This window comes from Rhizobium sp. 05N49 (genome assembly GCF_056396805.1).
In genome coordinates this window covers 154,926-172,444 of record NZ_JBFTME010000001.1, presented here as the reverse complement: position 1 = coordinate 172,444, position 17,519 = coordinate 154,926, and the positions used below count along the sequence as shown (strand labels likewise).

The 17,519-nt window shown below is 62.9% G+C and carries 17 protein-coding genes and 1 pseudogene; 11 read left to right on the top strand and 7 right to left on the bottom strand.

Annotated elements, in window-relative coordinates; all coding sequences use genetic code 11:
* Positions 1-2: 2 nt before the first annotated feature.
* The 8 genes from AC1DF8_RS00900 to AC1DF8_RS00865 all read left to right on the top strand — a co-directional run bounded on the left by AC1DF8_RS00900 (position 3) and on the right by AC1DF8_RS00865 (position 7,110).
* Entirely contained in the window at positions 3-410 is a 408-nt protein-coding gene (locus tag AC1DF8_RS00900) for a hypothetical protein (protein ID WP_112969469.1), read from the top strand.
* A gap of 84 nt (positions 411-494) precedes the next feature.
* Positions 495-1,865: a PepSY-associated TM helix domain-containing protein gene (locus AC1DF8_RS00895; RefSeq protein ID WP_477994603.1), complete on the top strand. Its 1,371-nt coding sequence runs from the start codon at positions 495-497 to the stop codon at positions 1,863-1,865.
* Positions 1,866-1,875: 10 nt separating this feature from the next.
* Entirely contained in the window at positions 1,876-2,793 is a 918-nt protein-coding gene (locus AC1DF8_RS00890) for a copper uptake system-associated protein (RefSeq protein WP_477994602.1), read from the top strand.
* A complete protein-coding gene (locus tag AC1DF8_RS00885; protein ID WP_477994600.1) occupies positions 2,790-3,389 on the top strand; it encodes an SCO family protein in 600 nt (199 codons plus the stop codon). The genes AC1DF8_RS00890 and AC1DF8_RS00885 overlap by 4 nt, the downstream gene beginning before the upstream one ends.
* A gap of 163 nt (positions 3,390-3,552) precedes the next feature.
* Positions 3,553-3,918, top strand: a complete 366-nt coding sequence (gene copC / locus AC1DF8_RS00880; RefSeq protein WP_018115060.1) for a copper homeostasis periplasmic binding protein CopC — start codon at positions 3,553-3,555, stop codon at positions 3,916-3,918.
* Positions 3,918-4,805 (top strand): copper homeostasis membrane protein CopD, encoded by an 888-nt coding sequence (gene copD, locus AC1DF8_RS00875; protein WP_477994597.1) that lies wholly within the window; start codon positions 3,918-3,920, stop codon positions 4,803-4,805. The genes copC and copD overlap by 1 nt, the downstream gene beginning before the upstream one ends.
* A gap of 81 nt (positions 4,806-4,886) precedes the next feature.
* On the top strand, positions 4,887-5,711 hold the full coding sequence (locus AC1DF8_RS00870; RefSeq protein ID WP_477994595.1) for an arginase family protein: 825 nt from the start codon (positions 4,887-4,889) through the stop codon (positions 5,709-5,711).
* A 481-nt stretch (positions 5,712-6,192) separates the two neighbouring features.
* A complete protein-coding gene (locus AC1DF8_RS00865) occupies positions 6,193-7,110 on the top strand; it encodes an MBL fold metallo-hydrolase (RefSeq protein ID WP_477994593.1) in 918 nt (305 codons plus the stop codon).
* Between the two features lie 93 nt (positions 7,111-7,203).
* Here AC1DF8_RS00865 and AC1DF8_RS00860 read toward each other — a convergent pair whose 3' ends face one another.
* From AC1DF8_RS00860 to AC1DF8_RS00850, 3 genes and pseudogenes are all read right to left on the bottom strand, one after another.
* A complete protein-coding gene (locus tag AC1DF8_RS00860) occupies positions 7,204-7,629 on the bottom strand; it encodes a GFA family protein (protein ID WP_112969475.1) in 426 nt (141 codons plus the stop codon).
* A pseudogene (locus tag AC1DF8_RS00855) lies at positions 7,626-8,299 on the bottom strand (DapH/DapD/GlmU-related protein). The gene AC1DF8_RS00860 and the pseudogene AC1DF8_RS00855 overlap by 4 nt, the downstream one beginning before the upstream one ends.
* A gap of 173 nt (positions 8,300-8,472) precedes the next feature.
* Entirely contained in the window at positions 8,473-8,964 is a 492-nt protein-coding gene (locus tag AC1DF8_RS00850; protein ID WP_477994592.1) for a hypothetical protein, read from the bottom strand.
* 294 nt (positions 8,965-9,258) lie between these two features.
* Here AC1DF8_RS00850 and AC1DF8_RS00845 point away from each other — a divergent pair, with 294 nt between their 5' ends.
* Positions 9,259-11,043 (top strand): adenylate/guanylate cyclase domain-containing protein, encoded by a 1,785-nt coding sequence (locus AC1DF8_RS00845; RefSeq protein WP_477994591.1) that lies wholly within the window; start codon positions 9,259-9,261, stop codon positions 11,041-11,043.
* A 68-nt stretch (positions 11,044-11,111) separates the two neighbouring features.
* Here the strand turns inward: AC1DF8_RS00845 and AC1DF8_RS00840 are convergent, their stop codons facing one another.
* From AC1DF8_RS00840 to AC1DF8_RS00830, 3 genes are all read right to left on the bottom strand, one after another.
* Positions 11,112-11,522 carry a hypothetical protein gene (locus AC1DF8_RS00840; protein ID WP_477994589.1) on the bottom strand — a complete coding sequence of 137 codons (411 nt, stop codon included), beginning with the start codon at positions 11,520-11,522 and terminating at the stop codon, positions 11,112-11,114.
* A 127-nt stretch (positions 11,523-11,649) separates the two neighbouring features.
* Positions 11,650-12,846, bottom strand: coding sequence for a TCR/Tet family MFS transporter (locus tag AC1DF8_RS00835; RefSeq protein WP_477994588.1), 1,197 nt, complete (start codon positions 12,844-12,846; stop codon positions 11,650-11,652).
* Positions 12,839-13,756 carry an NADP-dependent oxidoreductase gene (locus AC1DF8_RS00830; protein ID WP_477994587.1) on the bottom strand — a complete coding sequence of 306 codons (918 nt, stop codon included), beginning with the start codon at positions 13,754-13,756 and terminating at the stop codon, positions 12,839-12,841. Before AC1DF8_RS00830 ends, AC1DF8_RS00835 begins: the two co-directional genes overlap by 8 nt.
* Positions 13,757-13,938: 182 nt before the next feature.
* On the opposite strand from AC1DF8_RS00830, the gene AC1DF8_RS00825 reads away from it, so the two are divergent.
* Complete coding sequence (locus tag AC1DF8_RS00825) at positions 13,939-14,592, top strand: TetR/AcrR family transcriptional regulator (RefSeq protein ID WP_477994585.1); 654 nt, start codon at positions 13,939-13,941, stop codon at positions 14,590-14,592.
* A 306-nt stretch (positions 14,593-14,898) separates the two neighbouring features.
* Here AC1DF8_RS00825 and AC1DF8_RS00820 read toward each other — a convergent pair whose 3' ends face one another.
* Entirely contained in the window at positions 14,899-15,543 is a 645-nt protein-coding gene (locus AC1DF8_RS00820) for a pyridoxine/pyridoxamine 5'-phosphate oxidase (protein ID WP_477994584.1), read from the bottom strand.
* A gap of 422 nt (positions 15,544-15,965) precedes the next feature.
* Between AC1DF8_RS00820 and AC1DF8_RS00815 the strand changes: the two genes are divergently transcribed.
* Positions 15,966-17,510: a DHA2 family efflux MFS transporter permease subunit gene (locus AC1DF8_RS00815; RefSeq protein ID WP_477994582.1), complete on the top strand. Its 1,545-nt coding sequence runs from the start codon at positions 15,966-15,968 to the stop codon at positions 17,508-17,510.
* Positions 17,511-17,519: the final 9 nt, after the last annotated feature.

The following is a 17,519-nucleotide window of genomic DNA, read 5'->3' as shown; positions in this document are numbered from 1 at the left end:
CGATGCAACACCGTCTGAACGGGATCGAGCAATGGCTGGTGCGCATTCTGTGCACCATCGCGCTCGTCTTCGTCGGTCTTGCACACCAGATTCCCGCCGCTGCCGAAAACGACCTGAGCCCCGCGGCGCTTGCCCAATATGTGCTGCCCGACGGTACGCTGCCCACGCTTTGCGTCACCGTCACCGACGACAGCGGCAAGGAACACGGCAAGATCGCGCATCTCAATCCGTGCGAAGCCTGCCGCATCAGTGCCTCCGTCGTGCTGCCGCAGCCTGCCGATGTCACCGGTGCGCGGATTGGCTTCACGGTTGCCGTCGAACTGCCGCGCCGCGTCGAAGCCTTCCATCGCGAGCTTTTCCCGCCGAATACGGGGCCGCGTGCCCCGCCTGCCAATCCGATCCTTGCCTGAACCCGCATTGCGGCACGCGCCGTGATGCCTCCTGCAATCATGGCCGGGCTGTATTGAGCCGGCCGAGGATCCGGATCTACTTCCATGTCTATCATCACTGCCACTGAGGCAGAGAACGCCGTCTCGGGCGTTTCGCTCTATCGCGCGATCTGGCGCTGGCATTTCTTCGCCGGCCTGCTCGTCATTCCCTTCCTGCTGAATCTTGCCATTACCGGCTCGCTCTATCTCTTCAAGGACGAGATCAACAATTCGGTCTTTGCCTATCGTTACGTCGTGCAGCCTGCAGGCGAGCCGCTTGCGCCGCAGAGGATCGCCGATCTGGCGGCGGCAGCCGTACCGGGCTCGGTTGCGAGTTCCTACAAGGACCCGGCCAGGCCTGACCGGTCGGCGATCGTCACGGTGTCTTCGGATACCGGCTCGACGCTGGTCTTCGTCAATCCCTATGACGGCAAGGTGCTGGATACCGTCGGAACGACCGAGGAATTCAATTATGTCGTCAAGCGCATCCATAGCCTCGCGCTCTTCGGAGGCATGCCCAACAAGCTGATCGAGATCACCGGCGGCTTTGCCATGGTGCTGGTCGTGACCGGCATCTATCTCTGGTGGCCGCGGCGGCAGGCGGGCGGGGTGGTCACCGTGCGCGGCACGCCCTCGCGGCGGGTCTTCTGGCGGGATCTGCATGCTGTGACGGGCGCATTTGCCGGCATCCTGATCTTCTTCATGGCGATGACGGGCATGCCCTGGTCCGGCTATTGGGGAGCCAATGTCAATGCCTGGCTGACGAGCCACGATCTCGGCTATCCGGTGCAGCTCTGGGATGCCGTGCCGAAATCGCAGAAGGTGACCGAGGATATCCTGCCCAAGGCCGGCTGGATCGTCGAGAAGGCGCCGGTGCCGCTGTCGGAGATTGCGGCCGCACAGTCGAAGAAGCCGATCGGGCTCGATCGGGCGGTGGAGATTGCACGCGGTCTCGGCATGGCGCCGGGCTTCGATCTTGCCATTCCCGGCAGCGAGAGCGGCATCTATACGGCGGCGATCTATCCTGACGACCTGACCAAGGAGCGCACGCTTCACATCGACCAGTATTCCGGCAAGCCGCTCATCGATCTCTCCTTCGGGCAATATCCTTTCCTCGGTCGGGCGATAGAATGGGGCGTCAACGTGCATCAGGGGCAGGAATTCGGGCTCCTCAACCAGTTGCTGATGCTGGCGACCTGCCTCGCCATCATTCTCTCCTGCACAACCGGCATCGTCATGTGGTGGAAGCGGCGGCCGGCCGGCCGGCTAGGCGTGCCGCCAATGCCGCCACGGCGCTCGGTCTATTTCGGGCTATGGGCCATCGTGCTCGCCTTCGCCATCGCCTTTCCGATGAGCGGCCTCACGATCCTGCTGATGATCGCCCTCGACCAGACGGTGATCCGCTTCGTGCCGCCGCTGAAGCGCGCCTTTGCCTGAGGAGGGGATGATGAAGACCTTAGTTTCTCTCGTCCTTGGCCTGCTGGTTGCGACCGGTGCGGCGGCACAGGACACTATCCGCATCGATCATGCGGCCTCGCATTCCATGGTGCCGGGCGCCAAGGTCGGCGACGGCTATCTCGTTATCACCAATAACGGCGGTGAGCCGGACCGGCTTGTTGCCGCAAGCTCGGATCGGGCGAAGAGCGTGCAGCTGCACCAGATGACCATGGCGAACGGCATCATGACCATGCGTGAGCTGAAAGGCGGGCTCGCCATTCCGGCCGGGCAGACAATCACGCTCGCGCCGAACTACCACCTGATGTTCCAGGACGTGGCCAAGCCCTTCAGGCAGGGCGAGACGATCCGCGCGGTGCTGCGCTTCGAGAAGGCCGGCGACATCACCGTCGATTTCGCCGTCGGCAAGATCGCCGGGCCGCTTGACGATGTCGGCGGTGCCGGGGGCATGGACCATGGCAGCATGGACCATGGGGCGATGAATATGCCTGGCATGGAAGGCATGGAGATGTCGGGGTCGCCGCCTGAGGAGGCGATACCCGAGACGCTGAAAACCATGTTCGAACGACCGGACAAGCCGCTGACAATCCTGCCAGTGGTCGTCAGGAACGACTGGGCGATCGCCGGCTGGCAGCAGGATGGGCGCGGCGGCCGCGCACTGCTGAAGAAGGGCCATCATGGCTGGAGCGTCTTTCTCTGCAGCGGCGACGGCATCCGCGAGGCCGCAGCGCTGGAGAAGGCCGGGCTTTCGGCTGACGATGCCAGGGCGCTGGCGGCGGATCTCGCCGATGCCGAGGCCAGGCTCGACCCCAAGGTGCTGGCGACGTTTGCGAGCTTCGAGGGCACCGTCATGATGGCGGGCGAGGCAGGCGATGCTGGTCAGGGCGGCCATGAGGGGCATGGGCAATGAGACAGAAGAGCCTTGCCATCACTGGCTTTGCCGCAAGTGCGGTCTTCGTCGGCGCGCTCGTCGCGCTGATGGTTTCGCTCTATCTTTCGGAGCCACGGACGGGGCCTTTCGACCGGCAGTTTTCGCTGGTCGACGACAGGGGCAACGCGGTCGACCAGTCGATCTTCCGGGGCCATCCGGCGCTCGTCTATTTCGGCTATACGCATTGCCCGGAGGCCTGCCCGACGACGCTTTACGAGGTCGCCGACTGGCTGGGCACACTCGGTGATCAGGGCAGGGCGCTGAAGGCCTATTTCTTCTCCATCGATCCGGAGCGCGACACGCAGGAGGTGATGCATGATTATGTCACCGCCTTCTCGAGCCGGATCATGGGCATTACCGGCACGCCGGAAGAGATGAGGAAGGTTTCGGACGGCTGGTTCATCCATGCTGCGAAACTGCCGTCCGAGGACGGCAATTATCACATGAGCCATACGGTTTCGCTGCTGATGATCGGTGCCGACGGACGGCTGAAAGGGTTGATTCCGTATGGAACGGATCGTGACGAGGCGCTGGCGAAGATCCGTGATGTGTTGCTGGGCGGAAGAGGCGCGTGAGATGGCCCGAGCATGGCAACGAGCAAGGGGATCGCGCCCAGTGAAAAGCGGTTCTCAGCAACAAACTCCGGCATCGAGCGGAATAAATCCGCTCTCCGACTGTCTAACTCAGCGAGGGCCAAACGCGCCATCGCCTGTCCCATGAACCGAAAGGCATAATCCGATGTCACGACTGACCCGCATTCTCTCCGTTGCCACCGTCGCAAGCATTGCCCTTGCCGGCCAGGCATTCGCCCATGCGCATCTGAAAAGCTCCGTGCCGGCAGACAAGGCAGCCGTTGCATCCCCCAGCGAACTCGATCTCACCTTCACCGAGGAGCTGAACCTCAAGTTCAGCGGCGTCACCGTCACCGGCCCCGATAAGGGCGAGGTCAAGCTCGGCGATGTCATGCTCATGGACGGCGACAAGGTGCTGATGGTGCCGGTGTCCGACAGGCTCGCGCCCGGCAGCTATACGGTCGACTGGCATGTGCTTTCGACCGACGGGCACAAGACAGAGGGCAACTTCACCTTCACCGTAAAGCCCTGATGACACCGGATATCGCCAACATCGCCTGCCGTTTCGTCTTTGACGGAGCTGCCCTGTTTCTCTGGGGCAGCGCTGCCTATCTGTGGCTGCTCGTGCCAGAGCGCCTGAGCGCCAGCATCTGGGCGCGGCTTGCGGCCTGGCGGATTGCGGCGGTGGTGCTGGCCGTCCTCGCGACACTGGCGCTGCTGCCGGTGCGCTGCGCCATGATCGGCAATGGCTGGGCGGACGGGCTGGACGGCGATGTGATGATATCGGTGCTGACGGCGACCTCCATCGGCACGGCCTGGGCCTGGCAGGCGGCATTTGCCGCTCTTCTGCTTCTGGTGACATTGCTGCAGTTACGGCGGAAGGTTGTCGCGACTGCCATCGTTTCGGGCCTGCTGCTCTGCGGCCTGTCGCTGACGGGCCATGCGGCCATGAACGACGGATGGCTGCGGGTGCTGCACCGGGCGAACGACATGGTGCACGTGCTCGCGGGCGGCGCCTGGGTGGGCGCGCTGATCCCCGTGGCGCTCGTGCTTAGCCGGCTTGGAGACGGGATGGCGGGAGCGGATGCCCTGACAGCGCTGATACGCTTCTCGAGGGCGGGGCATGTGGCCGTGGCGCTGGTCATTTTATCGGGCGTGGCAAACAGCCTGCTGATCATCGGCGGGCTGCCGCTCGACTGGAGCGTCGCCTATCAGCGGCTGCTCTCTCTGAAGATAGCTCTTGCCATGCTGATGATGCTGATCGCCGTCTTCAACCGCTACGGGCTGGTGCCGCTGATGGGCCGGTCGCATTCGGCCGGAAAAGCGCTGGCGGCGGGGACCGTGGGCGAGATCATGATCGCTGTCTGTGTTGTCGCGCTCGTTGCCTGGTTCGGGACGCTGGAGCCTTTCCCGGGCTAGGGCAGCACCTGCAGACCGTCTCGCTTTCCGCCCGGAAACCGGCTAAACGGGAGGGAACAACACATTGCAAGGTTGCAGGCGGTGGCTGGAAAAGCTGAATATACCGTGTTCCAGGGGCGCGCAGGAGATCACAACGATCTCGCGATGCCGGGTGCCAAGGCGATCGGCGAGGAATTTCAACGCCGGACCGGCATTTCTCCGACAGTCATCGGCACTCCCGAACCCGCCACGAACGGCGGGTGGCGCGAAGAGCTCGACGCGGCACTGCCTTCGCTCAAGAAGTTGCAGTCCCGATTTGAGGACGTGCTGGCCGCAGGCGCGGTGTCGATTGCCGCCACCAGCCGGTGCGCGGTCTCGCTGGCGACCCTTCCGGCTGTTGCGAAACATCGTCCCGCAACCTGCATCGTATGGTTCGATGCGCATGGCGACCTGAACCCACCGGAAGCCAGCCCCACCGGCTATCTCGGCGGGCTGGCGCTTGCCGGGCCGCTTGGCCTCTGGACGTCCGGTCTCGGTGCAGGTCTTGGCCTGGAACAGGTCGTTCTCGTCGGTCAACGTGACCTCGATCCCTATGAACTGGATCTGATTGCGAAACACGGCATCCCGCATATCAAACCCAGGGCCGATCTTGCGGCCGACCTCAGGACCGCGATCGCCGGCCGTCCCGTCTATGTGCATTTCGACTGCGATGTTCTGGAGCCGGGCATCGTGCCGACAGACTACCAATGCGAAGGCGGCCTGTCGCTGGACGATGTGCGCGCCTGCTGCAAGGTTATCGCCGAACAGGATTTCGTCGGGATAGAAATCGCCGAGTTCCAGAACGCATGGGATGCTGTTGGCCCGCCGGTATCACCCGGCGCTCTGCTCGATGCTCTCGAGCCGGTTTTGGTGGCGGGCTCACGCTAGACGAATAATGACCGCCGTCCGTGGGCGGGGCATCGCCCAGCGCATCGCCATGTTCAGACGACAGACGGGAACGAGCCCTACGCATCTGGCGCCCAGCTCGGCTCGATAGCTCCTTGATAGTGGGGAGGCGCAAGAGCCAGGACTTGATGGCAAGGGCCTGATTTCGTTTCCCGTTTGAACCGGATGCCGATCCCTTTGAAACCGTGATCCGAAGGCGGCATCCCGTCAGCCGTTGCTTCTTAAACGTAAGTTTGGATTACCGGCGCCCGAGGGCGGCTGTACTTGTTGGGGGCAGCCACAGAAGAAGCGCTCGAAAAAGGAAGCGTCTGGAACGTGAGATTCGAGTGCCGGATCCATGTCGATACGCCACGTCTGCGTATCGGCGAATGGAGAGTGACGGGCTGATGTCCACACAACACAGGAGTGCGTGATGTCGCAGTTAGAAACAAAAGCCCGGAACGCCGGGCCGCAGCAGACACATATGTCCTCGCAAAACGCTTCGCCCTCCGTTGGAGCGAAGACCGGCGAACTGGTTCCGTCGCGCTATGCGCTTAATATCGGCGAGATCGAGGTGATGGTGGTCAGCGACGGGGTGCTGCCGTTGCCGACCAAGATGCTCGGCCACAATGCCGACCCGGCCGTGCGGGCCGGCTGGCTGGGCGACATGTTCCTGCCGCCGGATGCTTTCGACTGGTCGCTGAACGTGGTCGTGGTGCGCAGCGGCGATCAGACCATCCTCGTCGATGCCGGCCTGGGGATCGACCCGGACCTGAACCTGCCGCGGGCAGGGCAGCTGATCAAGCGGCTCGAGGCCGCAGGCATCGATCTTGGATCCGTGACCGACGTCGTGCTGACCCATATGCATATGGACCATGTCGGCGGGCTACTGGTCGAAGGGGTCAAGGAACGGCTGCGCGAGGACCTGCGGATCCATGTCGCTGCCGCAGAGGTCAAATTCTGGGAAGCGCCGGATTTCTCGCACGTTTCCATGCCGCCGGGCTTTCCGGATGCGCTTCGGGCGGCTGCCAAGCGCTTCAGCACGGAATATCAGAGCCAGCTGCGGCTGTTCGACGAAGAGTATGAAGTGGCGCCGGGCGTGGTCGTATCCCGCACCGGCGGCCATACACCCGGCCATAGCGTCGTCCGGGTGGCCTCCGGCGGCGACAAGCTGATGTTTGCCGGCGATGCCGTGTTCGCGGTCGGGTTCGAACATCCCGACTGGTTCAACGGTTTCGAGCACGACCCCGAGGAGGCGGTCCGCGTCCGCGTCCGGCTTCTGCGCGAGCTGGCAGCGACCGGCGAACTGCTGGTGGCGACCCACCTGCCGTTCCCGTCCATCGGCCATGTGGCTGTCGACGGCGACGCCTTTCGCTGGGTGCCGATCTTCTGGGACTACTGACGGGCGCGGCGCATATCCGGCGCAATCAGCGAGGCCCGGCGAATGCCCGGGCCTCGTCTCACGCCAGCGGTGCAAAAGCCGGCGTGGCGACGCTCACTTTGCCTGTTCGAATCGGATAATCCCGGCGACCCTTGCGGCAGAGCCGGAATCCGAGGGATGGGAGACGCCATCCATGACCTGGACCTCCGGAAAATCGAAGGGGCTGAAGCCTTCGATGCAGGCGACATTGATGCCGAACTGGTTCGGATTGGAGCGGCGCTGATGATGGGTGTAGATGCCGCAGGTCCTGCAGAAATAGTGCTTCGCCGTCCGGGTGTTGAATTGATAGAGCGTCAGGTTGTCTTCGCCCTCCACGAACTCGATATCCTTGAGATCGGCAGAGACGGCGATGGCGCCGCGCATGCGGCAGTAGGAGCACGTACAGCGGCGGATCGTGTTGAACTCATCCGCCAGCCGGACCCGGAATTTCACGCGGCCGCAATGGCAGGCCGCACTATGCTGATGTCTTTCATCGCTCATGACCGGCGATCCTCACTCTCTTGCGCAAGATGGGCAGGCTCGGACCAGCGCTCGCAGAAAGCCTCGATATCACTGGATTGAAATTCGGCGAGCCGCTTCATGATGGTCTCGAACGGCCAGTCCCACCAGGCGATGGCGGCAAGTTTTCGGCTGTCGTTCGCGAGAAGCGCTCGCGGATGAATCTGGCGGGAACGCCGCCGACGACCGTATAGGGCGCGACGTCCTTGGTGACGACGGCGCCCGCCGCAAGCACGGCGCCGTCTCCGACCGTCACGCCCGGAAGCACGATGACGCCGTGGCCGATCCAGACGTCATTGCCGATGATGGCGCGGTCCGCCGTTCTGTCGGCGAAGAAGGAATGATCGCGCACCGCATCGGCGGAGTAATATTCCGGGCAATAGGTGAAACGGTGCATGGACGGGCGGTCCATGGGGTGGTTGGGCGCGCCGATCCTGACCTCTGCGGCGATGGCGCAGAATTTCCTGATCGAGGCATCGCCGACGATGCAGCGCTGGCCGAGATAGGAATAATCGCCGAGCTCGACCGTGTGCAGGGATGTATGCTCCAGGATCTCGCAGCATTTGCCGATGCTGGAATCCCTGAGGCTTGCCGTYGGGTGGATGACGGTTTCGGCGATCTTCGGGCGGTTTGGCTGGGTGGTCGTGTCCATGGTCAGTCTCCGGATTTCGGCCTGCCTAGCCGGGGACGATGAAGGATATGTGACGCGGCAACGTCTGATGATCAGGGCATGTGCTCAATGGGCAGCAGGTGCCCATCCGGCGATCGTGTTGAAGTTCTCTGCGCAGAAGACGTGAGCGTGACCATCGCCTTCGGGCAATTCTCTCACAGTCCGAAAATGATCTGGCAGGTCGAAGTATTCGACGGAAAGAACCCGTCTTCGCCAACCGGAACGACCCTGTCGCTTAGCGTTTTCACCCGCGTGATCATTCCCGATTTTGCGGTGACGGCAACGGTGCAGGATACTTCCTGATCATGTTCCGGGGAGAAGATCCGCTTGGTCAGGACCATGTTGCCGACATACTCCGTCTGGTCATAGGTTCTTGCGGGTATCCGCACCACGCGCGATCGCTGCCAGGTCAGCACAGGCGTTCCGCCTGCAGCGCTGCGGTCTGTCGGCGCCCCGAACTTGCTTTCGAATGTCGCGATCGGTTTGCCACGCCACTGGCTGTCGACCTTGGTATAGGGGGCGGTCAGGGCGGTTCCGAGGTCATCTGTAAGCTTGGCAGCCCCAGCCTGAAGAGACTTGGCCGCGCCGCAGCCGCAAAGCAGCATCGGCAAGACGGTGATGACCATAAACTCTTTAAAAAGGCGCATTTCAAAATTCCGATTTCACAATGACTTAGTAGAGGGAATTTGGCACAGGCATTTGCGATAACGACCGATTACCAGCCGGCGCTTAACAGGCGCCAAAAACTATCGGTAAAATTGAATATCGAAATATCCATAACTTGTAGCGGTGCAAATCCCGCTGACCAAGCCGTGTGTGCCGCTGCGACGACGACCATGCCGAAGGCGGTCACTCATCCATTCGTGTAAAACCCTATGAATTTGGCGAAATCCGCGCATATTCATCCCAGGGTACGATACTCCGCAGGAGCAACCACCACCGTGGATCGAAAGCTCGCAGCCATCCTTTCCGCCGATGTTGCCGGTTTCAGCCGCCTTACGGCGCTGGATGAGGAGGGCACGATCCGTGCCCTCAACCTGTGCCTCAGCCAGATAGCCGAGATCGTGCGCGAGCATGAAGGCCGCATCTTCGGCACAGCAGGTGACGGGTTTGTCGCCGAATTCGCAAGCGCTGTTCAGGCTGTCAGGTGCGCGGTCGAAATCCAGCGGCGCCTTGCCGGCAATCCGCAGGACATGCCCGCGGAGCACCGCCTTGAATTCCGCATCGGCATCAATCTGGGCGATGTCATCGTGTCTGGCGACGATCTGCTCGGCGACGGCGTCAATATTGCCGCGCGCCTGCAGGAGATGGCGCCGCCGTCGGGCATCTGCATTTCCGGGTCCGTGCGCGAGCATCTCTATGGCAAGGTTCCGTTCGTGCTGACGAGCCTCGGCGAACGCGCCATGAAGAACATACCCCGGCCGATATCCGTCTTTCGGGTCGACTGGCTGCTGGAGGCGCCTGAAGGCGGGGATGCCGGACCAGCGAGAGGAACAGGGCCAGCAACGCCATCACCTGCTCAGCGCTTCGGCAGGGACCAGCCGTCGATCGTCGTCATGCCCTTCGACAATCTCAGCGGTCAGGGCGATGAGTATTTCGTCGATGGTGTCGTGGAGGAAATCACCGCGGCGCTTTCGCGCGTTCGCGAATTCTTCGTCATCGCGCGCCAGTCCGCCTTCACTTACAAGGGCCGCTTCGTCGACGTGCATGACCTCGAGAGCGAATTTGGCGTCAATTACGTAGTCCAGGGCACCGTGCGGCGCGGCGGAGACCGCCTGCGGATCTCGGTTCAACTGGTCGACACCGAGACGCGCACGCAGTTCTGGTCCGAACGCTACGACGGGGCGGCCGAGGATATTTTCGAGCTTCAGGACAGGATCGCCGCGCAGGTCGCCGGCGCCATCCATCCGGCCATCCGCAGCGCTGAAACCGAGCTTTCGAAGCGCAAGCCGCCAAACAGCCTGCGGGCCTACGATCTCGTCATGCGCGCGTACCCATACCTTTGGGGGCAGAGCAAGGCGACGAACGAGCGAGCGATACCGTTGCTGCAGGATGCCATCGCGATCGACCCCGCTTACGGCCGCGCTCACGCCTTTCTGTCATGGTGCTACGCACAGCATCTCGGCTACATCTGGACCGACGAACCCGCGCGGGACCTCGAACGCTCCTTGAAGGCGGTCGAGGCCGCAGTGGGCTCCATCGATGATGATCCGACGGCGCTGACGGCGGTCGGCGGGGCTCTCAGCCATTGCGGCGATCAGGAGCGTGCGGCCGCCTATCTCGAAAGGGCCCTTGCGCTCGATCCGAACAATGCCTGGGCATGGGCGCGCTATGGCTGGGTTGCAAGCTACAAGGGCGAGTCCGGTGCTGCGGAACGGTTCGAACGGGCTCTGACGCTGAGCCCGGCAGACCCGCTGACATTCAACATGCGGATGGGCATGGCCCTTTCGCTTGCCATGTCTGGCTTCTATTCCGAGGCCGTTGCCATCGCCCGCGAGGTCGTCAACAAACATCCTGATGTCACCTGGTGCTACAGGATGATGGCGGCCTGGGCGGCGATGAGCGGCGACCTGACGACGGCCAGGTGGGCCGCGGGTAAGCTGCTGCAGATCGAGCCGCATTTTACAATCGAGCGATATCTGTCGAGACCCGTGTTTCAGGGCGTGCCGGAATGGGCAGACCGGACGGCCGAGGGCTTGCGGCAGGCGGGACTGCCAGAGCGCTGACAGCGGTTTTGGACATGCAAGGCGAGCCCGGGCGCTAGCCACGACCACCTATTGCTTATCGACGTGACCTATCTCAATTCGTAGCATTTTGAGGAGACACGGAGTGTCGCTCCCCAATCCTGCTGAGCCATGGTGGCAAAGTTGCCGTAGTGTAGTTCGTCGCCGTAGTTCCAAATGCAAAGCACTATGGTTTCACTGCTATTGAAAGCTAGTCCGACGGCAATATTGTTGCCGTCCAGAACCTCGTTCACCGTCACGATCTCGCAGCCTAAAATCGCATCGTCGAAGTGGTCTGTAAGCTGCTGAACTTCAATCTTCCCAAACTCTGCCATATCGGCAGGACCTTCGAGAGGTTGATCATCCACGGTTATGCTCTCTCCATCACTGGAACCGCGTATTCTCATTGCAGAATTATTGGAAAGCTCGACGCGGATGGCGACGGGATTTGCCCGATCAACGTTTCCATCGAAGCTAAACAAGTCTGCGCAAATCGACCGTATCTTCATTTGACTACGATATGCATACTTCATGTGATGCGGACAAGAATGGCGTCTCGCGGCAGGCAGTGCCCGAAAGCTGCCAGCGGCTTTGGGTCACGCAAAGTCCTCAAGCATTTACGGCCTCTCCAATGGCACGGGTTCTCGTGCTTATGAGCACCAGCGGCACTGCGACTGCATAAAGCGCGATCACCGAGAGCCAGATGCCGCCCGGCCAGTTCTCCCCCGTGAGGAAATAGAGGGATGAGAAGCCGAGCGGCGCGATGATCGAGGCGAGGCTGATCGTGGAGGCGAGCAGGCCCTGCAGTTCGCCCTGGCGATCGGGAGCGACCTTGCTTGTGGCAAGCGCCTGGAAGGCGGGGTTGCCGATGCCGACGAGGGTGAAGACAGGCATGATGGCGAAGATCATCCAGCCCTGGTTCGCGAAGGCCATGACAAGAAGGGCGAGGCAGGCGGCGGCGATGCCTGTGAGCACCGACCAGCGCTCGCCGAGCAGGCGGGTGGCGGGGCCGGGGAGGAAGGCCTGGCAGACGGTCTGGCAGATGCCGAAGGCGCCGAGCGACAGGCCGATCGAGACTCCGTTCCAGCCGAAGGCATCGAAACCCCAGAGCGCCCAGCAGGTGCCGTAGGATTCGCCTGCCGCACTGAAGACGAAATAGACCAGCACGATCGGCAGCAGTGCCTTCATCGAGACGAGCCGTTTGAAGGGTGCAAGCGGATTGAGGGCTGCGATATTTATCGTCCGGCGGGAGGGCGCCCGGGATTCCGGAAGGACGAAGAGGGCAAGCAGCAGGTTTGCGGCGTTGAGCACGGCGGCGGCGATGAAGGGCAGGCGCAGCCAATAATCGCCGAGCAGGCCGCCGAGGACCGGTCCAATGATGAAACCGGCGCCGAACATGGCATTGAACAGGCCGAAGCGACGGGCGCGCTGATCGGCGGGCGAGATGTCGGTGATATAGGCGGATGCGACCGACATGTTGGCGCTGGTGAGACCGGCGATGGCGCGGCCGGCAAAGAGCAGGGAGAGCGAGGGCGCAAAGGCCATGATGACGTAATTGACGGCAGCGCCCGCAAGCGAAATCAGGAGCACCGGACGGCGGCCGATACTGTCGCTGAGTGCGCCGAGCACGGGAGCGAAGACGAATTGCATGGCGGCATAGAGCGCGGTCATGATGCCGATATAGAAGGCGATATCGGCTGAATGCGTCACCTCCTGAAGCAGACGCGGGAGGATCGGGAAGATCAGGCCAATGCCGACGGCATCGAGGCAGATGGCGGTGAAGATGACGATGAGGGGTCTATTCATGGTCTGGCTCACGGGAAATGATGAGTTTGCCGGTGACGCGGCCGGCAGCGCTGAGGGTCTGGGCCTCGGCCGTCTGTTCGAGCGGAAAGCTTCGCTCGATGTGCAGCCGGAACTGGCCCCTGGAATAGAGCCGTGCCACATCGGCGAGCACTCGTTCGGGCTCCTTCGGCGGTCCGTGCGAGAATTTCGCGCCATATTCCTCCGCCGAGAAATCGGCGACGGACAGCACACGGGCGGGATCGCCAGTCAAGGCGATCAGCTCGGGGATGATGCCGGAGCCGGCGATATCGAGGGCTGCATCGATCCCTTCGGGCGCGAGCTGCCGCACGCGATCGGCGAGACCCGGCCCGTAAGTCGTCGGGATGGCGCCGAGATTCTTCAGATAGTCGTGTTTCTGCGGGCTTGCCGTGCCGATTACGGTAATGCCCCGAATGCGCGCCAGCTGGATGACAGCCGAGCCGATGCCGCCCGCAGCACCGCTGACGAGCAGCGTCTCACCGGCTTTGACGTGGAGCTCATCAAGGCTGCGCCAGGCTGTCTCCGATATTACGGGCAGTCCGCCGGCGATCTCGAAGGGCAGGTCGTCGGGCTTGTGAACCCAGTGGGTGAGGATGGCATGTTCGGCCATCGTGGCCCGGCCATAGCCGAAGACGGCATCCCCGACGAAGGTGCTCGCGACGCCGGGGCCGACTTCATCGACGATGCCGGAGGCCTCGACGCCGACGCCGGAGGGAAAACGGACGTCCTCGAAAGCGCGATATTGTCCCTCGCGCCGCTTCCAGTCCGAGGGATTGACGCCGGCTGCACGCACCCTGATGCGCAGCTCTCCGGGGCCGGGATGCGGTGGATCGATCTCGACGATACCGAGGACCTCGGCGCCGCCATAGCGGCTGAATTGAATGGCTTTCATTGAGGATTCTCCTTTCGGCGGATGCAGACAAGGCTCGACCGATCGCGGTCCCGGGCACGGATCCACGTCCATCTGCTATCGATGTACTGCATATTAATATGTACTGAGTACAGTAATAGGCTGCGAAACACTGCCTGTCAACATCGGTGTACTCAGTACATGAATCCTGTTATGGAAGCCGCATGACGACGCCATCAGACGAAGCACCCTCGGATCGCAGATCCCGCAAGCGCCTTGCGACGCGGCGCGCCATCTCGCTTGCCGCCGACCGGCTGTTTTTCGAGCGGGGCTTCGAGAATGTGACGGTCGATGAGATTGCGGCGGCCGCCGATGTCGGCCGAATGACAGTCTTCAACCATTTCCCGCGCAAGGAAGACATGTTCTTCGATCGCGACGAGGAGGCGCGCGAGACACTTCGCGCGGCCTTGCGGCAGCGCGATGGCGGGGTGCCGCCGATCGAGGCATTGCGGCTGCTGGCGCATCAGCTTGTGCGGCAGCAGACGCCTTATCTGCTGTTTTCGGCGGCGAGCCAGACTTTCATCGAGACGGTGGAAAACAGCGAAACGCTGAAGGCGAGGGCGCGCGCTATCCGGGACGAGATTGCGGGAGAACTGGCGGTGGCACTTGCCGAAAGTGCGGGGCGACCGGCTGACGATCCCGCGGCAAGGCTTGCGAGCGCAATGCTGCTTGCCACCTGGAGCGTCGCCTTCATCGAGGCGCACCGAAGCTTCCGGCAGCACGGCGATACGGGGAAGGCGAAGGCCCTGTTTCTGGCGCTCACCGACCAGGGAAGTCTTGGCGTGAAGGCGTCGCTAGAGGGTACACCTTACGCCTGAGGCGGCGGCCACGAGCCGGAATCAAAAGGGCGCTCGACCCTTGCGGGGAGCGCCCTTGTCCTGTGAAGCTCGAACGCGGCTCGACCGACGTCGATACCAAGCGCAAGTTCGTTTTCAGGTGAAGCCGGGATATGATGCGCGTCACGACCGATTGCAAGAGGCGGGGTCCTGAAATCTTGATTATTTTGTCCTGGCGTTGCTCTCCTCGGCCCGGCAGCCGTTTGCGCCGGCATTTGCCGTAAGGCGCGCCTCGGGCCGCCGGCGCTGGTAAAGGCCGCGGTAATCGCCTGCCTGACCAGGAAAGGCCTAGGGCCAGAGGCTTTCGCGCCGCCAGCCGGCCTTCTCCCGCCGATAGAGCAGGCGGTGATGCAGCCGGTCCTCTGCACCCTGCCAGAACTCCACCTCATGCGGCATGGCGATGAAGAGCTGCCAGTTCGGCGCCACGAGATCCGGCTCGGCGTGGATGCGCCGGATCTGCTCGTCGATGGCGGCGTGGAGTTCGCTGCGGGAGGACAGCGCCTCGCTCTGCCGGCCGGCAAGGGCTGCGGCCCGTGCACTTGCCGAGCGGCTGCGGAAATCGGCCAGGCGTTCCGGCTCGCCGGCTTCGAAAGCCGTGCCGCGCAGGCGCACCTGACGGCCGAGCGCCGGCCAGTAGAAGGTCAACGCAACGTAAGGGTTGAGGGCGATCTGGCGGCCCTTGGGGCCGTTGCCTGACGTTGCGAAATGCCAGCCCCTGGCGTCGAGGTTCTTCAGGATGAGAAGGCGGGCATCGGGCGCGCCGTTCCCGTCCACCGTCGAGAGCACCATGGCATGCGGTTCGCGGATGCCTGCCGCTATCGCATCGCGCAGCCAGTCGGAGAAGAGATCGCGCGGGTCGTCGGGCACGGCATCGGCATCGAATGGCGGGAAGGGGCCGGCAAGCGAAGCCAGCGCGCGCAGTTCATCCTTCATGGCATTTCCTCTTGCGGTCGTGCGGGCGTGGTCGCGCCGAAGCCGGTCATGGCAGCGCTGTTGTTCCCGGATGGATCAGATCGTTTGTGCGAGGGGTATGAAACATGCTTTGCGGCAATGTGAAAACCGATATGATCGAACACATGATGTTCGCAAAACGCACATGGTGCGGCTTGTCACCCATGCATGGGCTGCCGCGAATGGAAGCCCTTTCCTCGATGACGGCGCTTCCCGTTCGAAGCCCATGCGCCGGTCGTGACGCGGCTGATAATGGGGTTCCGCAGCGCGTCATCGGCGCGGCGAAGCGGCTCCTGCCATTGTGTTTTGGCATGCTGCGCCATGCCCTGCTATTGTCGCCTGCCATGCGTTGATTCCGGCCATCCAGGCCGCGCCTGAGAACGACGCTTTTGCAGGATCATTGCATGCCCGACCGGTCTCAAACCGTTTTATCAGCAGTTCCCCACAGCCTCAGGTGGATCGGCTTCATGGCGATGTGCCTCGGCATGTTCATGGCCATCCTCGACGTTCAGGTCGTGGCGACCTCGCTGCCGACCATCCAGTCGGCACTCGATATCCATCCGGATCAGATGAGCTGGGTGCAGACCGCCTATCTCATCGCCGAAGTGGTGGCGATACCGCTGACGGGTTTTCTCACGCGCCTGCTGACGATGCGCTGGCTCTTCGTCGTGTCGCTGTCGCTCTTCGTGATCGCCTCGGCGGGCTGTGCGGCGAGCGACAGCTTTGGCGGGCTCATCGCGTGGCGGGTGATCCAGGGATTTTCCGGCGGCACGCTCATTCCCTCGGTGTTTTCGGCCGTCTTCATCCTGTTTCCGGATGAACGGCAGGCGCTGGCGACGACGATCGCCGGCGTTCTGGCGGTGCTCGCGCCGACCATCGGGCCGATCGTCGGCGGCTRGCTGACCGAGACCTATTCCTGGCACTGGCTGTTCCTGATCAATATCATCCCCGGCATTGTCGCGGCACTCGTCGCCATGCGCGCGCTTCCGCGGGACGGCGTCAATCTCTCCGAGCTGTGGCATCTCGATATCGTCTCGCTGCTCCTGATGGCGGCGAGCCTCGCGGCACTGGAACTCGGCCTGAAGGAAGCGCCGACGAGCGGCTGGACTTCGCTTTACGTCGCCGGCCTCATCGGCCTGTCGGTGGTTGCGGGAGCTGTCTTCGCGTGGCGGTCGCTGCATCGCGCCTTGCCCGTGGTCGAACTCGGGAATTTCGGGGACAGGAATTTTCTGGCGGGCTCTGCGATGAGCTTCATTCTCGGCATTGGCCTCTTCGGCTCGGTCTATCTCATGCCGGTCTTTCTCGCCTTCGTGCGCGGGCACAACGCGCTCGAAATCGGCATGACGATGCTGGTGACGGGCATTGCCCAGCTCATCACCGCGCCGATCGCGGTGGCGCTCGAAAAGCGGTTGGATGCGCGGTTGCTGTCTGCGGTCGGTTTCACGCTTTTTGCCATCGGCATCGGCATGAGCGCCTTTCAGGACCCGCAGACCGATTTCGACGCGATGTTCTGGCCGCAGGTCATCCGCGGCACCGCCATCATGTTCTGCCTGCTGCCGCCGACGCGCCTCGCGCTCGGCACGCTGCCGCCGGAGTGCATTCCAGACGCCAGCGGCCTGTTCAACCTGATGCGCAACCTTGGCGGTGCAATCGGCATCGCACTGATCGACACTATCGTTTACACGCGCTCGGGACCGCTCGGCGATAGCCTCTGGGAGCGGCTGAAGGCGGGGGACACGGGCATTGCCGCCTTTGTCGGCGCACCGCTGCAGGCGGTCGCGGGCCATCACGGCGAGTTCGACGCGGATACGACGGCGATGCTCGATCCGCTGGTGCAGACGGCCGCAAGTGTTCAGGCGATCAACGAGGCATGGATGGTGGTTGCGGTGCTGACGGCCTGCGCGCTGCTGTGGGTGCCGTTTGCCAAGCAGGTAAAGGTGGCCGGGTGAGGGGCCTGC

Excerpts from the sequence above, each read along its gene's own strand:
- AC1DF8_RS00890 (WP_477994602.1), top strand. The coding sequence starts at position 1,876 with ATGAAGACCTTAGTTTCTCTCGTCCTTGGCCTGCTGGTTGCGACCGGT.
- AC1DF8_RS00835 (WP_477994588.1), bottom strand. The coding sequence starts at position 12,846 with ATGAATAGACCCCTCATCGTCATCTTCACCGCCATCTGCCTCGATGCC.
- AC1DF8_RS00865 (WP_477994593.1), top strand. The coding sequence starts at position 6,193 with ATGTCCTCGCAAAACGCTTCGCCCTCCGTTGGAGCGAAGACCGGCGAA.
- AC1DF8_RS00830 (WP_477994587.1), bottom strand. The coding sequence starts at position 13,756 with ATGAAAGCCATTCAATTCAGCCGCTATGGCGGCGCCGAGGTCCTCGGT.
- copC (WP_018115060.1), top strand. The coding sequence starts at position 3,553 with ATGTCACGACTGACCCGCATTCTCTCCGTTGCCACCGTCGCAAGCATT.
- AC1DF8_RS00820 (WP_477994584.1), bottom strand. The coding sequence starts at position 15,543 with ATGAAGGATGAACTGCGCGCGCTGGCTTCGCTTGCCGGCCCCTTCCCG.
- AC1DF8_RS00825 (WP_477994585.1), top strand. The coding sequence starts at position 13,939 with ATGACGACGCCATCAGACGAAGCACCCTCGGATCGCAGATCCCGCAAG.
- copD (WP_477994597.1), top strand. The coding sequence starts at position 3,918 with ATGACACCGGATATCGCCAACATCGCCTGCCGTTTCGTCTTTGACGGA.
- AC1DF8_RS00885 (WP_477994600.1), top strand. The coding sequence starts at position 2,790 with ATGAGACAGAAGAGCCTTGCCATCACTGGCTTTGCCGCAAGTGCGGTC.
- AC1DF8_RS00895 (WP_477994603.1), top strand. The coding sequence starts at position 495 with ATGTCTATCATCACTGCCACTGAGGCAGAGAACGCCGTCTCGGGCGTT.
- AC1DF8_RS00850 (WP_477994592.1), bottom strand. The coding sequence starts at position 8,964 with ATGCGCCTTTTTAAAGAGTTTATGGTCATCACCGTCTTGCCGATGCTG.
- AC1DF8_RS00860 (WP_112969475.1), bottom strand. The coding sequence starts at position 7,629 with ATGAGCGATGAAAGACATCAGCATAGTGCGGCCTGCCATTGCGGCCGC.
- AC1DF8_RS00900 (WP_112969469.1), top strand. The coding sequence starts at position 3 with ATGCAACACCGTCTGAACGGGATCGAGCAATGGCTGGTGCGCATTCTG.